General features: G+C 72.0%; 17 protein-coding genes. 10 read left to right on the top strand and 7 right to left on the bottom strand.

The window, feature by feature from the left end:
• Nucleotides 1-207 precede the first annotated feature (207 nt).
• Nucleotides 208-771, top strand: coding sequence for an SH3 domain-containing protein (locus tag AC3IF1_RS12715; RefSeq protein WP_243967642.1), 564 nt, complete (start codon nucleotides 208-210; stop codon nucleotides 769-771).
• A 79-nt stretch (nucleotides 772-850) separates the two neighbouring features.
• On the opposite strand, the gene irr is transcribed toward AC3IF1_RS12715, so the two are convergent.
• Complete coding sequence (gene irr, locus AC3IF1_RS12720; RefSeq protein ID WP_243967641.1) at nucleotides 851-1366, bottom strand: Fur family transcriptional regulator Irr; 516 nt, start codon at nucleotides 1364-1366, stop codon at nucleotides 851-853.
• A gap of 219 nt (nucleotides 1367-1585) precedes the next feature.
• On the opposite strand from irr, the gene fabA reads away from it, so the two are divergent.
• From fabA to fabI, 3 genes are all read left to right on the top strand, one after another.
• Nucleotides 1586-2122: a 3-hydroxyacyl-[acyl-carrier-protein] dehydratase FabA gene (fabA, locus tag AC3IF1_RS12725; protein WP_243967639.1), complete on the top strand. Its 537-nt coding sequence runs from the start codon at nucleotides 1586-1588 to the stop codon at nucleotides 2120-2122.
• Nucleotides 2123-2251: 129 nt separating this feature from the next.
• A complete protein-coding gene (gene fabB, locus AC3IF1_RS12730; RefSeq protein WP_489217806.1) occupies nucleotides 2252-3478 on the top strand; it encodes a beta-ketoacyl-ACP synthase I in 1227 nt (408 codons plus the stop codon).
• A 381-nt stretch (nucleotides 3479-3859) separates the two neighbouring features.
• Nucleotides 3860-4690 carry an enoyl-ACP reductase FabI gene (gene fabI / locus AC3IF1_RS12735; protein WP_489217807.1) on the top strand — a complete coding sequence of 277 codons (831 nt, stop codon included), beginning with the start codon at nucleotides 3860-3862 and terminating at the stop codon, nucleotides 4688-4690.
• Between the two features lie 6 nt (nucleotides 4691-4696).
• Here fabI and AC3IF1_RS12740 read toward each other — a convergent pair whose 3' ends face one another.
• Nucleotides 4697-4951, bottom strand: coding sequence for a hypothetical protein (locus tag AC3IF1_RS12740; RefSeq protein WP_489217808.1), 255 nt, complete (start codon nucleotides 4949-4951; stop codon nucleotides 4697-4699).
• Nucleotides 4952-5093: 142 nt separating this feature from the next.
• On the opposite strand from AC3IF1_RS12740, the gene AC3IF1_RS12745 reads away from it, so the two are divergent.
• Nucleotides 5094-5333, top strand: coding sequence for a hypothetical protein (locus AC3IF1_RS12745; protein WP_243967635.1), 240 nt, complete (start codon nucleotides 5094-5096; stop codon nucleotides 5331-5333).
• Between the two features lie 46 nt (nucleotides 5334-5379).
• On the top strand, nucleotides 5380-6894 hold the full coding sequence (locus AC3IF1_RS12750; protein WP_489217809.1) for a DUF6880 family protein: 1515 nt from the start codon (nucleotides 5380-5382) through the stop codon (nucleotides 6892-6894).
• A 189-nt stretch (nucleotides 6895-7083) separates the two neighbouring features.
• Here AC3IF1_RS12750 and AC3IF1_RS12755 read toward each other — a convergent pair whose 3' ends face one another.
• Both AC3IF1_RS12755 and AC3IF1_RS12760 read right to left on the bottom strand, forming a co-directional pair.
• Nucleotides 7084-7446, bottom strand: a complete 363-nt coding sequence (locus tag AC3IF1_RS12755) for a DUF427 domain-containing protein (protein ID WP_489217811.1) — start codon at nucleotides 7444-7446, stop codon at nucleotides 7084-7086.
• Nucleotides 7443-8333 (bottom strand): methyltransferase domain-containing protein, encoded by an 891-nt coding sequence (locus AC3IF1_RS12760; RefSeq protein WP_243967632.1) that lies wholly within the window; start codon nucleotides 8331-8333, stop codon nucleotides 7443-7445. The genes AC3IF1_RS12755 and AC3IF1_RS12760 overlap by 4 nt, the downstream gene beginning before the upstream one ends.
• Before the next feature lie 168 nt (nucleotides 8334-8501).
• On the opposite strand from AC3IF1_RS12760, the gene AC3IF1_RS12765 reads away from it, so the two are divergent.
• Both AC3IF1_RS12765 and AC3IF1_RS12770 read left to right on the top strand, forming a co-directional pair.
• Nucleotides 8502-8747, top strand: coding sequence for a hypothetical protein (locus AC3IF1_RS12765; RefSeq protein WP_243967631.1), 246 nt, complete (start codon nucleotides 8502-8504; stop codon nucleotides 8745-8747).
• 27 nt (nucleotides 8748-8774) lie between these two features.
• The gene (locus AC3IF1_RS12770) at nucleotides 8775-9536 is read left to right on the top strand and encodes a ComF family protein (protein WP_489217813.1); all 762 of its coding nucleotides are present in this window, start codon (nucleotides 8775-8777) and stop codon (nucleotides 9534-9536) included.
• A gap of 9 nt (nucleotides 9537-9545) precedes the next feature.
• Here the strand turns inward: AC3IF1_RS12770 and AC3IF1_RS12775 are convergent, their stop codons facing one another.
• Nucleotides 9546-10139, bottom strand: coding sequence for a GNAT family N-acetyltransferase (locus tag AC3IF1_RS12775; protein ID WP_489217814.1), 594 nt, complete (start codon nucleotides 10137-10139; stop codon nucleotides 9546-9548).
• 305 nt (nucleotides 10140-10444) lie between these two features.
• On the opposite strand from AC3IF1_RS12775, the gene zapE reads away from it, so the two are divergent.
• Nucleotides 10445-11659 (top strand): cell division protein ZapE, encoded by a 1215-nt coding sequence (gene zapE, locus AC3IF1_RS12780; RefSeq protein ID WP_489217816.1) that lies wholly within the window; start codon nucleotides 10445-10447, stop codon nucleotides 11657-11659.
• The gene (locus AC3IF1_RS12785) at nucleotides 11656-14616 is read left to right on the top strand and encodes a response regulator (RefSeq protein ID WP_489217817.1); all 2961 of its coding nucleotides are present in this window, start codon (nucleotides 11656-11658) and stop codon (nucleotides 14614-14616) included. The genes zapE and AC3IF1_RS12785 overlap by 4 nt, the downstream gene beginning before the upstream one ends.
• A 15-nt stretch (nucleotides 14617-14631) precedes the next feature.
• Here the strand turns inward: AC3IF1_RS12785 and ubiB are convergent, their stop codons facing one another.
• Both ubiB and ubiE read right to left on the bottom strand, forming a co-directional pair.
• A complete protein-coding gene (gene ubiB / locus AC3IF1_RS12790) occupies nucleotides 14632-16194 on the bottom strand; it encodes a 2-polyprenylphenol 6-hydroxylase (RefSeq protein WP_489217819.1) in 1563 nt (520 codons plus the stop codon).
• Between the two features lie 421 nt (nucleotides 16195-16615).
• Nucleotides 16616-17398: a bifunctional demethylmenaquinone methyltransferase/2-methoxy-6-polyprenyl-1,4-benzoquinol methylase UbiE gene (ubiE, locus tag AC3IF1_RS12795; RefSeq protein ID WP_243967622.1), complete on the bottom strand. Its 783-nt coding sequence runs from the start codon at nucleotides 17396-17398 to the stop codon at nucleotides 16616-16618.
• Between the last annotated feature and the right edge of the window lie 50 nt (nucleotides 17399-17448).

Consider the following 17448-nt stretch of genomic DNA (forward strand, 5'->3'; position numbering starts at 1 on the left):
ACCGCTTCACGCAAGCGTCCGTTAACCGAATTCGGCCAGACAGGACCGGTCACGCGGCGCCGATCCCGGAGCCTGGTCCGACCCATTCGCCTCTCTATCAGAGGTGGGCCGGAACACAATCTGATGCCGACGAAGCCGGCTTGCCGAAAGGCCTCGCCTGCGACAAGCCCGACAGCCACCATCCGCCGTCCGGACAGGGAGACGACCATGCGCGTGTCACGCCTCAGCCTCGCCGTCGCGGCGCTGCTGGCGGGGGGCTTCGCCACAGGCGCCCTAGCGGCGCCCGCCGCGCCCCCGGAGGCCGGGATCGGGCCGGTCACCAAGCTGCCGCTGCCGCGCTATGCCAGCCTGAAGACCGATCGCGTCAATCTGCGCGAGGGTCCGTCCAAGGATCACCGCACCCTGTGGGTGTTCCAGCGCGCCGGCCTGCCGGTGGAGATCGTGGGCGAGTTCGAGACCTGGCGCCGGATCCGCGACTCGGAGGGGACCGAGGGCTGGGTCCTGCACTCGCTGCTCTCGGGGCGGCGCACCGCCATCGTCAATGCCGGCCCCGACAAGGGTGTCGAGAAGGCCGCCATCTCGCTTCGGGCCAAGGCGGAGGACGGCGCCGAGGACGAGGCCCGGCTTCAGACCGGGGTGATCGGCAGCGTGAAGAGCTGCACCGGCGCGTGGTGCCGCCTGATCGTCGCCCTGCCGAACAAGCGGGACGTGGACGGCTACATCCGGCAGAACCGCCTCTGGGGGGTCTACCCGAACGAGGTCGTGGAGTAGGAGGTCCCGCAACGGCGCGGGGCCCGGACGATGCCGGGCCCCTTCGGCGGTCCTGCGATCCCGATCCTGTCGTGCCGGCTCAGCTCTGGCGGCGCCCGGCGGGCCGGCTGCGCCGCAGGCGGACGATCACCTCGACCCCGGCGATCTCCATGCCCTCGGGGGCTTCGGGGAGCGAATCGACGGTGATGCCGCAATCGGGCATGTCGATCACCTGACCCTCATCCTCGAGGTAGAAGTGATGGTGCTCGCTGGGGTTCGTGTCGAAATAGGCCTTCGACCCGTCGAGGGCGAGCTGGCGCAGCAGCCCGGCCTCGGTGAACTGGTGCAGGGTGTTGTACACGGTGGCCAGCGAGACCGGCACCTTGGCGCGCATCGCTTCGTCGTAGAGCATCTCGGCCGTCAGGTGACGGTCGCCGCGGCCGAACAGCAGCCAGCCCAGGGACAGGCGCTGCCGGGTCGGCCGCAGGCCCGCCCGGCGCAGACGATCGCGCAGGTCGGAGAGCGGGCAGCCGCGGCGCGGCGTGCCGTTGGCCTCCAGCTGGGGGGCAGGCACCCGCCCGTTGAAGATGGCCTGGAATGGCACCGGTTCGGACATCGCTGGACTGAACGCTCGACGAGGGGCCTGAGGAAGATTCTGACCAGTATATGGAACTGGCCATGCGGTCGCAACCCGAGCGTCACCGCGCCGACGGGGCCGCTCGCGGCTTTGAAGGTGCATCGCCGCGTGCTACCCCGCGCGCCACACAGCGGGGCGGAGGCCTTCGCCCGCGAGCGTGCCGCACCCGCGGCACATTCCGAGGAAACAACCCACGCAATGCCGCCAGACGCCGAAACCTCTGCCCCGAACGCGAGCCGCCGGACGCACTTCTCCTACGAGGACCTGCTGGCCTGCGGCCGCGGCGAACTCTTCGGAGCCGGGAACGCGCAGCTGCCGCTGCCGCCGATGCTGATGTTCGACCGCATCACGTCGATCGGCGCCGAGGGCGGCGCCCACGGCAAGGGGCACGTGACCGCGGAACTCGACATCCGGCCCGACCTCTGGTTCTTCCCCTGTCACTTCCAGGGCGATCCCGTGATGCCCGGCTGCCTCGGGCTCGACGCCCTCTGGCAGATGCTCGGCTTCCATCTCGGCTGGCTCGGCGCCCCCGGGCGCGGGCGGGCCCTGGGCGTGGGCGAGGTCAAGCTCGCCGGTCAGGTCCTCCCGTCGATGAAGCGGGTGGTCTACAATGTCGACGTGAAGCGCGTCCGCCAGGGCAAGCTGGTGCTCGGCATCGGCGACGGCTGGCTTGAGGCCGACGGCGAGCGCGTCTACCAGGTTCAAGACATGCGCGTCGGCCTGTTCCAGAGCTGAGCGGGTCGGTTCGGGGGCGCCGGACGCAACGTCGGATGCCCTCGGCGGTTGAGATTGTGTCCGCGTCATCTTAGCTGACCGGGACGCGGTGCGGACGTGCGACGCCGCGACGGAGGTATCGTCACCATCATGCGCCGTGTCGTCATCACCGGGATGGGCATCGTCTCGTCCATCGGCAACAACACGCAGGAGGTGCTGGCCTCCCTGCGTGAAGCCCGCTCGGGCATCGCGCGCGACGCCAGCTACGCCGAGCACGGCTTCCGCAGCCAGGTTTCCGGCGCGCCGACCCTCGACCCCGAGGGCGTGGTCGACCGGCGGGCCATGCGCTTCCACGGCGGCGGTACCGCCTGGAACCATGTCGCCATGGATCAGGCGATCGCCGATGCGGGCCTGGAGGCGGGGGACGTCTCCAACGAGCGTACCGGCATCATCATGGGCTCGGGCGGTCCCTCGACCCGGGTCATCGTGGAATCTGCGGCCATCGCCCGGGAGAAGGGCCCGAAGCGCATCGGCCCGTTCGCGGTGCCCAAGGCGATGTCGTCGACCGCCTCGGCGACGCTGGCCACGTGGTTCAAGATCCGCGGCGTGAACTACTCGATCTCGTCGGCCTGCGCGACGTCGAACCATTGCATCGGCAACGCCGCCGAGATCATCCAGGGCGGCCGGCAGGATATCATCTTTGCCGGCGGCTGCGAGGATCTCGACTGGACCCTGTCGGTGCTGTTCGACGCCATGGGCGCCATGTCGTCGAAGTTCAACGACACCCCGTCCCGGGCCTCCCGGGCCTACGACGCCAACCGCGACGGTTTCGTCATCGCGGGCGGCGCCGGCGTCCTGGTCCTCGAGGAGCTGGAGCACGCCAGGGCGCGCGGCGCCCGGATCTACGGGGAGATCGCGGGCTACGGCGCGACCTCGGACGGGCACGACATGGTCGCGCCGTCCGGCGAGGGCGCGGTGCGCTGCATGCGCCAGGCGCTGGAAGGCCTGAAGGGCGCGCGGATCGACTACATCAACCCGCACGCCACCTCGACGCCGGTGGGCGACGACAAGGAGATCGAGGCGATCCGCGCGGTGTTCGGCCGGGGCGAAGCCTGCCCGCCGATCGCCGCCACGAAGTCCCTGACCGGCCATTCGCTCGGCGCCACCGGCGTGCAGGAGGCGATCTACAGCCTGCTGATGATGCAGAACGGCTTCATCTGCGAGAGCGCCCATATCGACACGCTCGATCCGGCCTTCGCCGACATGCCGATCCTGCGGCAGCGCCGGGACAACGCCAAACTCGGCCACGTCCTGACCAATTCCTTCGGTTTCGGCGGGACCAACGCCACCCTGGTCCTGAAGCACGTCGACGCCTGAACACGTCGACGCCTGAACCCGACGGCCGGAACCGTTGTCGGAAGGACGGCGTTTACCGAATGTTGAGATCTGGTGGTGGCGATGGGGACTTTCATCCTCGGAACGTTGGGCGGGCTGGTGCTCGCAGGTCTTGCGGCGATCTACGCCAAGCAGGCCCTGATCGAGGAAGCCCGCTCCCATACGAACGGCTACTTCTGAGCTGAGCCGCCAGATCGTGAACGCCCCGCCCCTCGGCGGGGCTTTTTTTATCCGCCGCCGACCGACGGCCGTTTGGAACGGGGAGCGAGGCGCGCTAAGGCACCCTGCCGCGGTTCGGTCGAGCGTTGCGCGGCCCGTCCCCACCTTCCGGGTGCGGTGCGCTCGTTCGGGAAACAGGTCGGCATGACGGGTTTGATGGCGGGCAGGCGCGGCCTCATCATGGGCGTCGCCAACGATCACTCGATCGCCTGGGGCATTGCCAAGGCTCTCCACGGTCAGGGTGCGCAGCTCGCCTTCACGTATCAGGGCGAGGCGCTGGGCCGGCGCGTCACGCCGCTGGCCGCGCAGCTCGATTCAGACATCGTCCTGCCCTGCGACGTGGAGGATCTGGCCTCGGTGGATGCCGCCTTCGCGGCGCTCGACGCGCGCTTCGACGGCGGCCTCGATTTCGTCGTCCACGCGATCGGCTTCTCCGACAAGGCGCAGCTCAAGGGCCGCTACATCGACGTGACGACCCGCGAGAACTTCGCGCGCACCATGACGATCTCGTGCTTCTCCTTCACCGAGATCGCCCAGCGCGCGGCCAAACGGATGAAGGCCGGCGGCTCGCTCCTGACGCTCACCTACGGCGGCTCGACGCGGGTCATGCCCAACTACAACGTGATGGGGGTCGCCAAGGCGGCGCTGGAGGCGTCGGTGCGTTATCTCGCCGGCGATCTTGGGCCGGACGGGATCCGGGTGAACGCCCTCTCGGCCGGGCCGATGCGCACGCTGGCCGGCGCCGGGATCGCCGATGCCCGGCTGATGTTCAACCACCAGCGCGCCCACGCCCCGTTGCGGCGCACGGTGACCCTGGAGGATGTCGGCGGCTCGGCCCTCTATCTGCTGTCGCCGCTCTCGGGCGGGGTCACCGGCGAGGTCCATTTCGTCGATGCCGGCTACAACATCATCTCGATGCCGCGCCCGGACGTGCTCCAGGCGCAGGACGAGGCGGGCGTCGTCGGCGCCGCCTGAACCGCGTCACTCCTCCGGGACGCGCCCCGGGGGCAGGGGGCCGGCCTCCCGGCCGCCGCGCTCGCCGCGGGCCGCCCGCCGCTGGCGCTCGGACCGGATGTCCTCGGCCGTGGGCGGCGCGGAGGGGTAATTCGACGCGAAGGGGTTGGGCGGCGCGCCCCGCCCGGACCCGCCGAAGAGCCTGTCGAAGAATCCGTCCTCGGCGCGGGCCGGCTGCGCGGCCACGAGGAGAACGAGGGCGAGGATCGGTCGAAGCTGCATTGGATGAATCGTCTGGCGCCGGGATCGGTCCGCGCTACGGGCACTTTCCGGCGGATCGGAGGCCGAAGGCGCGGCCGTTCTGGAACCGCTTCGCCTCCGGGGGGTTCGCGCTCAACCAAGACGGGCGCGTGCAGGAGGCGAGATGTCTGAGGTTACCTATCGCATCGTCGAGCATGACGGCGGCTTCGCCTACAAGGTCGGCGACGTCTTCTCCGAGACGTTCCCGAGCCGCGATGAAGCGCTGCAGGCCGCTCAGGCCGCGGCCGCCGAGCAACAGGTGCCGGGGTCCACGGAGGGCATCCGTTACCAGGACCAAGCCGGGGGCTGGCACGACGAGACCGCCCAAGGGAACGATCGGCCCCGCGCCAAGGTCGTGGAGTAGCGAGACGGTCGCGGCCCGCGGGATCGGGCGCAACGACGGGGCCGACGTGGCGCGGGCAGGCATCGGAAAAAAGGCGGCGGGCGCCAAGCCGCGGTTGGCGGGAACGGCCCTGCCCAAGGGTGCGCGGCGCACGACGCCGACACCCGAAACCCTGGCCGCGCTCGCTCCCGAACGCCTGATCGGGCTGATCCTGGGCGAGACCGGGCGCAATCCGGCCTTCAAGAAACTGGTGAGCGCGGCTCTGGCCGCGCTTCAGGGGCCGGAGGCCGTGGCGGGGATCGTGGACCGGCGGCTTGCGGCCCTCGAATCGGCGGAGGGCTTCATCGACTGGCAGAGGCGGCGCGCCTTCGTGGCGGACCTGAACGCCACGGTCACGGTGATCCTCGACGAGTTGCGCCCCCTGGATCCCGCCGCCGCCCTCGACCGGCTCCGGCGTTTCCTCGACGCGGCCGATAGCGTCCTGAACCGCGTGGACGACGGCAACGGCACCGTCCAGGGCGTATTCGAGCGGGCCTCCGAGGCCTTCGTGGCCATCGCGCGTGCGTTGCCGCCCGAGGCGGCCGCGCAGGTCGCCACGCAGTTGCTGTCGTCCGTCACCGAGGATCCGTTCGGCCCCCTGGGCACGGTCCTCGCCGCGTTGATCCCGACGCTCGCCGCCGACGCCCTCGCCGAGATCGATGGCCGATTGTCCGAGGCCGCGGCGGCGCAACCCCGGACCAGCCATCCCCGCAACGCGCCGGCTCCCTACCGCGCGGCCGTCCGCGGCCAGATCCTGCGCCTGCGCCAGGCCATCGCCGATCGCCGGGGCGACCCGGACGCCTTCGTCGCGCTGGAGGAAGCGATCGCGCCGGGCGGCGAGAACCGTGCCGAGATCGCCCGTCGGCTCCTCGGCGCCGGGCGACCGGGGGAGGCTCTGGACTGGATCCGGCGGCCGCAGGATCCGGAACGCCGCCTCGCCACCCGGGCCGACCTGATCGCCGGCTTCGACCTGCGGGCGGTGGAGCGCGAGCGGCTGATGGTGGAGATCGAGGTCCTCGACGCCCTCGGGCGCGGAGAAGACGCGCAGGCCCTGCGCTGGGCGCAGTTCGTGCGGGACCTGGACGCCCCGCTGCTGCGCGCCCATCTGGCCAAGCTTCCGGATTTCGAGGACGAGGACGCGCTCCTGCGCGCGCTCGACCACGCCGCGGCCTTCCCGGACCCCCATCGGGCGCTCGCCTTCCTGGTGGGCTGGCCGGACCTGCGGCGCGCCGCCCGGCTGGTGACGGACCGGCCGGCTGTCTGGCGGGGCCAGGACTACGCGGTGCTGGCCCCGGCCGCCGAAGCCATGGCCCAGGACCATCCGCTCGCCGCCACGATCCTCTACCGCCGGCTGATCGACGCCATCCTCGCCGACAACCGCAACGCCGCCTATCCGCACGCAGCCCGCTACCTCGCGGAACTCGGCGGCCTGGCCCCACGGATCGAGGCGGGCGCCCTCGACCCCGACCCGGAGGCCTACCGTGCGGAGCTGCGGCGGGTGTATGGGCGCAGGCACGCCTTCTGGGGATTGGTGCGGGATTAGGACCGCTCCTGCGCGCGGCGGGCCATGGGTCTCGACCGCGATGAACCCGCGCTCCCATCTTGGCCACGATGGTCGGACATCGTTTTGGGAGGGGCGATGGCGGACACAGGCCCGCGTCTTCCGCCCCCCGCGAGGGCGGGCGCGTGGCCGCTCTGAAGTGCCCTTCCGTCGACTGGACGATGGCCTCCGTCAATCCGTCACCAGGATGGCATCGACCCGGTCCGGGTAGAACGCCACGTGCTCCCGGATCGCCGCGACCGCGGGGTAGGGCGCCTCGTAGCTCCACACCGCATCGGGCCGGTTCGTGCCGTCGACCGCGAGGTCGAAGTAGCGCGCATCCCCCTTGTACGGGCAATGGCTCGTGCGCGCCGAGGCCGCGAAATGCTCCTGCCGGATGTCGTCCCGGGGCACGTAGAACACCGGCTCGTATCGGCCCTCCGCTAGGCGCAGGGCGCGGCCCGTGTCGGCGACGGCGATGCCGGCCACGAGGACGCGCACGCGGCGCGTCTCCGGCGTGATGGTGATGGGGTGGTCGGGTCCTGGCAGCTTCATGACGAACGTCCTTCCTCCGGCTTCAACTCGATCGTCCCGAGGGCGTCGGCGAGGCGCGCCTTGGCGCTGCCGGGCCGCAGCGGCTTCTGCTGGCTCTCGTGCGGCGCCCAGCCGGACAGCCACAGCACTTCGAAGGTCGCCCGCACTCGGCCGTCGGGATCCGAGAAGCGCGCGGCATAGATCTCCGCCATGCGCAGCAGGGTCGCCCGGCGCAAAGGCGTCCGCCGACGCTCGGTGAGCACGTTGGTCATGCCCATGGCCCGCAGGTCGCGCATCAGGCCGAACGGGTCGGCGTAGCGCACGGTGAGCGTGTCGGTGTCGGCCACCGGGAGGGCGAAGCCCGCCCGTTGCAGCAGGGCGCCAGCCTCGCGCACGGCCGCGAAGGGCGCGACCCGCGGGCTGACCCCGCCCTCGACCTCGCTCTCGGCCTGGCCGAAGCTCTGGCGCAGCTCGGTGAGGGTGGCGCCCCCGAGCAGGCAGCCGACGAACAGGCCGTCCGGCCGGAGGGTCCGGCGGAGCTGGATCAGCGTGCCCGGCAGGTCGTTGACCGCGTGCAGCGTCAGCAGCGAGACCGCGAGATCGACGCTCCCGGCCGCCAGCGGCAGCACCTCCGGATCGCCGACGATCCGGCCGGCGCCGGGCTCGGGCCACGGGGCGAGCCGGACATGCAGCGCCTCCGGGTACCGCGCCGCCAGGACCGGTACGGCCGCCGGCATGGGCGTGGCGAGGTCGAGCACGGTGGAGAAGCCGCGCAGCACCGCGCCGAGGCGATCGTCGAGATCCTCGACGAGGCGGTCGAGCAGGAATCCGGCGTAGCCGGTCCTGGCGGCGCGGGCGAGGCGGTGCCGGGCGAGGGCGGTGTCGAGCAGGGCGGAAGGGGCGTCCATCGATGCTCAGATGGCGTGCGCGAGGCCCGGCCGCCAGCACCGGCACGGCCGCGTTCCGACGGGTCCACACGGACCCGTGAGCGGATGTAGGATGGTGGAACGACTCGGCAGCGTCGCTGTTCCTGCTGGACGCGGCCCCAGGGCTGAGACGATTGAGGAGTTTCCACCATGACGCGCATGCTGGTCGGGGCCGCCATGGCCCTCGCAGCCCTCACCGCGGCCGGCACCGCCGAAGCGAAGGGCTGCATCAAGGGCGCCATCGTCGGCGGTATCGCGGGTCACTATGCGGGCCATCACGGCCTCCTCGGTGCCGCGGCCGGCTGCGCCATCGGCCGCCACCGGGCCAATGCCCGCGCCCGCCAGCTGGACCAGCAGCCGATGGCCCCCGACGCGCGTCCGGTCTCGGCTCGCTAAGGCCGAGACTGCCGGTTCGGCACCGCCGTGACGGCGCTCCAGGCCGTCGCTTCGGCCCTGCGCGGCCTGCCGCGCGGGGCGCTCGCGCTGATCTACCCGCCGACCTGCGTGGCCTGCGGCGCCGCCACGGCCGATCCGGGCGCCCTATGCCCCGCCTGCTGGTCGGGCCTGCGCCTGATCGAGGAGCTGGTCTGCCAGCGATACGGAACGCCGTTCGCGGTGGATCTCGGCGTCGGGCCGCTGCTATCCCCCAGGGCCATCGCCGATCCGCCGGTCTTCGAACGGGGTCGCGCCGTCGCCCTCTATGACGCCGTCGCCCGTCGTCTCGTCCACCGCCTGAAATACGAGGATCGCCTCGACCTCGCGGGCGTGATGGCGCGGATGATGGCCGCGACCGGCCGGACGCTGATCGCCGAGGCGGAGTGCCTCGTGCCGGTCCCGCTGCACCGGGGACGCCTGTGGCGCCGCCGCTTCAACCAGGCGGCGCTCCTGGGTCGGGCGATCACCGCGGGGACGACGCTCACCTTCGCGCCGACCGCTCTGGCCCGCGTTCGCGCGACGCGCCCGCAGGTCGGGCTGAGCCGCGCCGCCCGGGCCGAGAACCTGAGCGGCGCGTTCCGGGTGCCGCCCTCCGAGGCGCATCGGATCCGCGGGCGCCGGGTCCTCCTCGTCGACGACGTCACCACCACGGGGGCCACGGGCAACGCCGCCGCCCGGGCGCTCCTGCGCGGCGGGGCCGCCGCCGTCGATCTGCTGACCTTCGCCCTGGTCGACGGCGCGGCCGGGTGAGCGGCTGCCTCAGGCCGAGGCGCGGTCCCGGTCCGGAAAACTCACCGCCAGGCTGAAGTCGAACGCCTCCGCGATGCCCTCGTACCAGAGCGAGACCGGCGTCGGCCGTTCGAGCTGGAGGGCGCCGTCGATCTCGCCGCCCGCGCGCTGGAGCGCCGCCCCGTGCTTGGCGGCCAGCCGCAGCATCGGCCCGTTCCCGGACAGGCAGCGCACGTGCAGGTCGGTCACGCCGCGGTGACGCGCGGCGCGGGCGATCCGCGCAAACAGGTCCGCGCCGATGCCCCGGCGGCGGAAGGCCGGCTCGACCGCGAAGGCCGCCTCCGCCTGGGGGCCCAGCACGAGACGCGATCGGGTCGGCCCCATCGGCCGGAGCTCGCCGAGCCCGCGCAGGACGCCGTCCACGAAGGCGCCGTACATCGCGCCCTCGGCGCGGATCGCCTGCGCGGCATAGGCCCGCACGCCGGCCTCGCCGACACTGCCCATGAAGCGGCTTGCCCGGGTCTTGGGATCCAGGCGCAGGAAATAGGCGAGGACCGCGTTGCGGTCGGCGGGCCACAGGCGCCGGATGCTGTGGACCGACACGTCGCTCGCTCGAACGGCCATGATGGGTCTCCGGTCTTCGCGCGTTGCCGCGCAGGTTGATCCGGACGTCCCTCCCTAGAACACGGCCTTGATCTCGCACCTCGCCCGGCGTTGTGCAATGCAGCAGAATACCCGGGCGCCGCGTCCGCGTGGCTGCCATGCGCCGGCCGGATGCGCCATCCGATCCGCCGGCCCTGCGCACGGGCTTGATTCAGGCCGGTCTTCCCCGGCACAGGGGAAGGCCCGGCACGGCGGCGGGGCGGGAGGTGCCGGTCGGGCGCCGCGGCGAGGGGCGAGGAACCGGCGGCGTGAACGACAGACCCGGCATGCAACATTCTCCGTCGCCGGAGGCGCGGGCCGGCGCCGTCTCGCCCGGGCCCGTGCATGACCGCTACGAGGCCCTCGTCGCCACCGGCACGATCGAGCGGGACCCGGCCCAGGCGCGGCTGGTCCGCGCCCTCGACCGGCTGAGCCAGGATCTGCAGCGCCGCAGGCGCGCGAGCAAGACCAGCGCGCTGGGCTGGCTGTTCCGGCGCCGGGACGAGCCCGAGACGCCGAAGGGGCTCTACATCTGGGGCTCGGTCGGACGCGGCAAGACGATGCTGATGGACCTGTTCCACGAGGCCGCGCCGGAGCCGAAGCGGCGGGTCCACTTCCACGGCTTCCTGGCGGACGCCCACGCGCGCATCTACGCCTATCGCCAGGCGCTGAAGGCCGGCACCGTGAAGGGCGACGACCCGATCGGACCCGTGGCCGACCAGCTCGCCGACGAGGCGACGCTGCTGTGCTTCGACGAGTTCACCGTGACCGACATCGCCGACGCCATGATCCTCGGCCGCCTGTTCGGCCACCTGTTCCGGCGCGGCGTCACCGTGGTGGCGACCTCGAACGTCGAGCCGGACCGGCTCTACGAGGGGGGACTCAACCGGGCGCTGTTCCTGCCGTTCATCGAGACGCTGAAGGAGCGGGTGGAGGTGATGCGCCTCGACGCGCGCACCGATTTCCGCCTGGAGAAGCTCGGCGGCGCGGCCGTGTACCATGTCCCGGCCGACGCGGCCGCCCGCGCCGCCCTCGACGCCGCCTTCAAGGGGCTGACCGGACAGGCGAAGGGCCGGCCGGCGGCCCTGACGGTCCAGGGGCGGCAGGTCGCGATTCCTGAGGCGGCGGGCGGGGTCGCGCGGTTCGCTTTCGACGATCTCTGCCGGAAACCCCTCGGCGCCTCCGACTACATGGCGCTGGCCCGCGCCTATCACACGGTGATCCTCGACGGCATCCCCGTGATGCAGGAGGCCGAGCGCAACGAGGCCAAGCGCTTCATCACGCTGATCGACACGCTCTACGACCGGCACGTGAAGCTGGTGGCGTCTGCCGCCGCCGACGCGCAGGATCTCTACGCTGCCGGGACCGGCCGGGAGGCCTTCGAGTTCGACCGGACCGTCTCCCGCCTGATCGAGATGCGCTCCCGGGACTATCTCGCCCTGCCGCAAGGCCGATCGGATTCGGAGGCGTCGGGTGCCAGCACCGGGCTGGTCGAGACATGAGCGCCCGTACCGGCGTCGGTTCGATCTTCCGCCTGCGCCGGCGGAACTGGCGCGGCGCGGGGCCCCTGGGTCCGCTCCTGAGCTCGCCCACCGCCTTCATCCTGCTCGTCGTCGCCCTGGCGGCCGGCACGGCGAATTACCTCGCCGGCGAGGCCGACAGGGCCGCGACCGCGCGGGCCAGCGCCATCATCGGCGAGGTCGAGCGCCTGATCTCCGAGGTGAAGGATCTCGAGACCGGGGAACGGGGCTTCGTGCTGGTCGGCAGCGAGGCGTATCTCACGCCCTACACGCTCGCCCTGCCGAAGATCGAATCGGAACTGGCGAGCCTCGGCTCGGTGGCGCAGGAGCCGGTCCGCCCCGGCGGAAGGGCGCTCGCGGGTCTGGTCGCGCAGAAGCGGGACTTCGCCACCCGGGTGATCGCGGCGCGCCGTGACCAGGGCTTCGACGCGGCGACCGACCTCGTCCGGACGGGCGAGGGCAAGCGCCTCATGGACGCGATCCGCATCGAGGCCGCCGCGCGCCAGGAGGTCGCCGCCGAAAACCTCGCCGCCCTGCAGGTCCGCGCGCACCGGCGCGGGCTGGTCCTGTTCCTGCTCTCCGGCGCCGCGGCGCTGGGCGCCATCGTGCTGCTCGCGCGGCTCGCCCTGGTCCGGCGGCAGGAATCCCTGCGCATGTCGCGGCTCCTCGACGGGGTCCTGGCGAACGCGCCGGTCGGCCTCGGTTTCCTCGACCGCAACTTGCAGATCCGCCACATGAACCGGGCGCTTGCCACCATGAGCGAGCGGGGCTTCGGGGCCGATCTCGGCGCCCCGATCTGGGCGATGCTGCCGACCCTGCGCGAGGAGTTGGCGCCCAAGCTCGCCGCGGCGCTCGGCGAGGGCCTCGTCTCGCCCGACGTCCCGGTCGCGGTGCCGGCGCCCTCGGCGCCGGGGGGCCTGCGCCAGTTCTCGATGAGCTTCTACCCGCTCCGCGGCGCGGACGCCGTCACGGGCGAGGCGGGACAGGATGTCGAGGGCGTCGGCCTCGTGGTGGTCGACGACACCATCCGCCACCTGGCGGAGGCCCGGCTGCGCCGGAGCGAGGAACGATTCCGCTCGCTGATCGAGGCCAGCGCGGCGATCGTCTGGACGGCCAATCCGGAGGGGAGCCTGCAGCGCCGGCAGGTCGCCTGGAGCCGCTTCACCGGGCAGGACGAGATCGCCTATGCCGGCCTGGGCTTCCTCGACGTCGTCCACCCCGAGGATCGCGCGCGCACCCAGACCGCCTGGGCGCGGGCGGTGGCGACGCGGCAATCCTACAGCACCGAACACCGCATCCGCGACGCGTCCGGGGCCTACCGGCACATGAGCGTGCGCGCCGTCCCGATCCTCGAACCGGACGGGACCCTGCGCGAATGGGTCGGCACCCACACCGACATCACGGAGCGCAAGCAGGCCGAGGCGGCGATCGAGGCCGCCCGCGCGGCCGCCGAGGCGGCCAACACCGCCAAGAGCCAGTTCCTGGCCAACATGAGCCACGAATTGCGCACGCCGCTCTCGGCGGTGATCGGCTATTCCGAGATGGTCCAGGAGGAGCTGGAGGATCTGGGCGAGGCCGGGCTCATCGGGGACATGAAGAAGATCGAGTCCAATGCCCGGCACCTGCTCGGCCTGATCAACGACGTGCTCGACATCTCGAAGATCGAGGCCGACCGGATCGAGATCTTCGCGGAGGATTTCGCCGTGGCCGCGGTGGTGCGCGAGGTCGCCGACAGCGTCGAGGGGCTGATCGGCAAGAAGGGCAACGCCCTGGTGCTCGACCTGGCGGAGGATCTGGGCAGCGCCCATACCGACGTCACGAAGCTGCGCCAGTGCCTGATCAACCTCTTGAGCAACGCCGCGAAGTTCACCGAGAACGGCCGGATCACCCTGGCGGTCGCCCGCGCCGGGGACATGCTGCGCTTCGCCGTCTCTGACACCGGCATCGGCATGAATGCCGAGCAGGTGGGCAAGCTGTTCGAGCGCTTCGCCCAGGCCGACGCCTCGACGACCCGCCGCTTCGGCGGAACCGGCCTCGGCCTCGCGATCACCCGGGCCTTCGCCGGGATGCTCGGGGGCGCGATCACCGTGGAGAGCCGCCAGGGGGAGGGCACCACCTTCACGCTGACGCTGCCGCTGCGGTTCCAGGAACCCGGGATGCCGGACCCGGACGAAGCCGGCGCCGTGGTCGGCGACCGCAACACCATCCTGGTGGTCGACGACGATGCCGCCACCCGCGACCTGCTCGCCCGCTTCCTGGAGCGGGAGGGCTTCTCGGTGGCGGTCGCCGAGGACGGGCGGCGGGGGCTCGAACTCGCCCGGAGCCTGCGCCCCCGGGCGGTTCTCCTCGACGTGACCATGCCGCAGATGGATGGCTGGGCGGTGCTGCGGAACCTGCGGGCCGAGCCGGAGATCGGGGCGACCCCGATCGTGATGGTGACGGTGCTGGACGAGCAGAACCTCGCCTTCTCGCTGGGCGCGACGGACTACCTGCAGAAGCCGATCGACTGGGGCAGCCTGCGCCAGATCGTCGAACGGTTCCGGCCCGCGGGCGGCGCGGGACCGATCCTGGTGGTCGAGGACGAGCCGGATGTGCGCGAGCATCTCTGCACCTATCTCCGGCGCGAGGGTTTCCCCGTGCGCGAGGCCGAGAACGGCGTCCGCGCGCTGGACGCGATGGCGCAGGAGCGGCCCGCCCTGATCCTCCTCGACCTGATGATGCCGGAGATGGACGGCTTCACCTTCCTGCGCACCCTCCGGGAGCGGGCGGAGTGGCGCGACGTGCCGGTGGTGGTGCTCACCGCCAAGGACATCACCGCGGAGGACCGGCGGCGCCTCGCTGGACAGGCCGATCGGGTGCTCGCCAAGGGCAAGACCGGGCTCGCGGAACTCGCCCGCGAACTCCGCGCCCTGATGCCGGCGCAGGCCGACGCCGCCTGACCGGCAGACGGGGGCTCAGAGGCCCCGGAACGCCAGGACCAGCGCGCCGATGGCGATGCCCCACAGCGCCACGGTGGACCAGATCGCCCGGAGACGCTCATCCCGGGCGAACCGCTCCAGCCGGCGCGCATCGCCCGTGCCGGCCTCGTCGAGGCGGACCAGCACGCGCTTGAGCCGGGTCGCGAGGTCGGGGATATCGCCGACGACGTCGGAGACCACCCGCAGGGCCTCGAGACCGCTCTGGGCGCGGCCCACAGGGCCCATGTTGCGGGCGATCCAGGCCCGCACCACCGGCTCGGCGGTGGTCCACATGTCGAGGCGCGGGTCGAGGGAGCGGGCGACGCCCTCCACCACCACCATGGTCTTCTGGAGCATCACCAACTCGGTCCGGGTGCTCATGTCGAACAGGGCGGTGATGTCGAACAGCAGGGTCAGCACCTTGGCCATCGAGATCTCGTCGGCGCGGCGCTGGTGGATCGGCTCGCCGATCGCCCGGATCGCCTGGGCGAAATCCTCGACGGAATGGTGGGCCGGCACGTAGCCCGCCTCGAAATGGACCTTCGCCACCCGGCGGTAGTCGCGCAGGATGAAGCCGAGCAGGATCTCGGCGAGGAACCGGCGCTCGTTCGCGCCGAGCCGGCCCATGATGCCGAAATCCACCGCCACCAGCCGGCCCTCGGCATCGACCAGCAGATTCCCCTGGTGCATGTCCGCGTGGAAGAACCCGTCGCGGATCGCCTGCCGCAAGAAGCTCTGGATCACGATGCGCCCGATCGCCTGCGGATCGTGCCCGGCGGCGGCGAGTTCGGCGGCGCTGTGCAGGCGGGTTCCCTCGATCCATTCGGCCGACAGCACCTCCCGGGCGGTCAATTCCCAATCGGGCTTGGGCACGCGGAAATCGGTATCGCCCCGGGTGTTCTCGGCGATCTCGGAGGCGGCCGCCGCCTCGAGGCGGAAATCCATCTCCATCAGGACGGAGCGGGCCAGGATCTCCACGACCTCGCGCGGGCGCAGCCGCTCGGCCTGCGGGGAGAGCGCGTGCACCACCCGGGCCATGAAGCGCATGACTTCGAGGTCGCGCATGAAGCGCTCCCGCACCCCCGGCCGCATCACCTTGACGGCGAGGACGCGCTGCGTCCCGTCGGCATCCTGCACCACGGCCTTGTGGACCTGCGCGATCGAGGCCGCCGCGATCGGCTCGCTGAACGACAGGAACAGGTCGTGGACCGGCTTGCCCAAGGCCGTCTCGACCACCTTCAGGGCGGTCGCCTGCGGGAAGGGCGGCACCCGATCCTGCAGCTTCTCCAGGTCGAAGGCCGCCCGCATGCCGACGATGTCGGGCCGGGTCGCCAGGAACTGGCCGAACTTCACGTAGGACGGGCCGAGCCGCGTCAGGGCCGCCGAGAGCCGGGCGGCCCCGTCATCGAGGCCCGGCCGCTCCAGGGTGCGCCCGAGCCGCAGGGCGAGGCGCAGGTGCGGCGGCAGGTCCGACGGGTCGGCGAGGGCGAGCGCGCCCTCGCGGGCCAGCACGAAGCCGACCCGGGCACCGCGGAACAGGTTGATCGCGGCGCCGATCATCGATGAGGCGCCCAAGCGGTGACCGCCGCGCCGGGCCGCGCGTCCCCCCTGTGGCGCCCGGCTCCGCAGGTTTGCGGCGCCGTGCAATCACAGGGTTGGCTGCGATCGCGCAGGTCCCCCCTCCCGTGCGCCAGAGGGACAGGGTGAGGGGCGCGCCCTCGCCGGAGGAGGCTCGGCCCGAACGCGGCGCGATGGTGGTCGCGATCCTGAGCCGTCCCGCCCCTCACCCCAACCCTCTCCCGCGCGGGAGGGGGGGCATGTCGCGCTCGGCGATGGGTACCGGCGCGAAACCCGCGCAGGCCATCGCCCTCGTGGAGAGGAGTCGGTGGTGGTGCAGGATGGATCCCGGCGGTCGCCTCTGCACCACCTCCACCCCTGACCCGTACGCACAAGGGGTAGCGGCGCGCGCTGATGGCCAAGATCAGGAGACCTTCCAGCCCGAATGGATCGCCACGACCCCGCCCGTGAGCGGCCGGTCGGTGACGTGGCGGAAGCCGGCGCGCTCGATCATCCCGGCGAAGGCGCCCCGGGTCGGGAATTTCCGGATCGATTCCACGAGGTAGCGGTACGAATCCGCGTCGCCCGCCACCCGGGCGCCGATCCGCGGGATCACGTTGAACGAGTAGGCGTCGTAGATCCGGTCCAGCAGCGGGATGTCGACGGCGGAGAATTCGAGGCACAGGAAGCGTCCCCCGGGCTTCAGCACCCGCCGCGCCTCGGCGAGGGCGACCTCGATCCGCGGCACGTTCCGGATGCCGAAGGCGATCGTGTAGGCGTCGAAGGCGGCGTCCGGCAGGGGCAGGCTCTCGGCATTGCCGGCGACGAAGGCGATCCGGTCGCCCGCGCCCTCGACCTTCTCCCGCGCCCGCTCCGCGCCGACGCGCAGCATCGATTCGTTGATGTCGAGCACCGTCACCCGGGTGCGCGGGCCGCCCGCGGCCAGGACCCGGAACGCCACGTCGCCGGTCCCGCCGGCGACGTCGAGATGCGCGAAGGGCCGGCCATGCGGCGGCCGCAGCATCGAGACGAGCTGCGCCTTCCAGGCCCGGTGCAGGCCCGCCGACATCAGGTCGTTCATGATGTCGTAGCGGCGGGCGACCGAGTGGAAAACGCTGTCGACGCGCCCCTGCTTCTCGTCGAGCGCCACGCGCTCGAAGCCGAAATCCGCGCTCGCGCGCTCGGATGTCCCGTCGCCGGCCTTCATGACGCTCCCGTTCCTCGATCGGCGCGTCATAGCGAAGGTCGCGCCCGTTC

It is taken from the genome of Methylobacterium sp. E-012 (assembly GCF_057836545.1).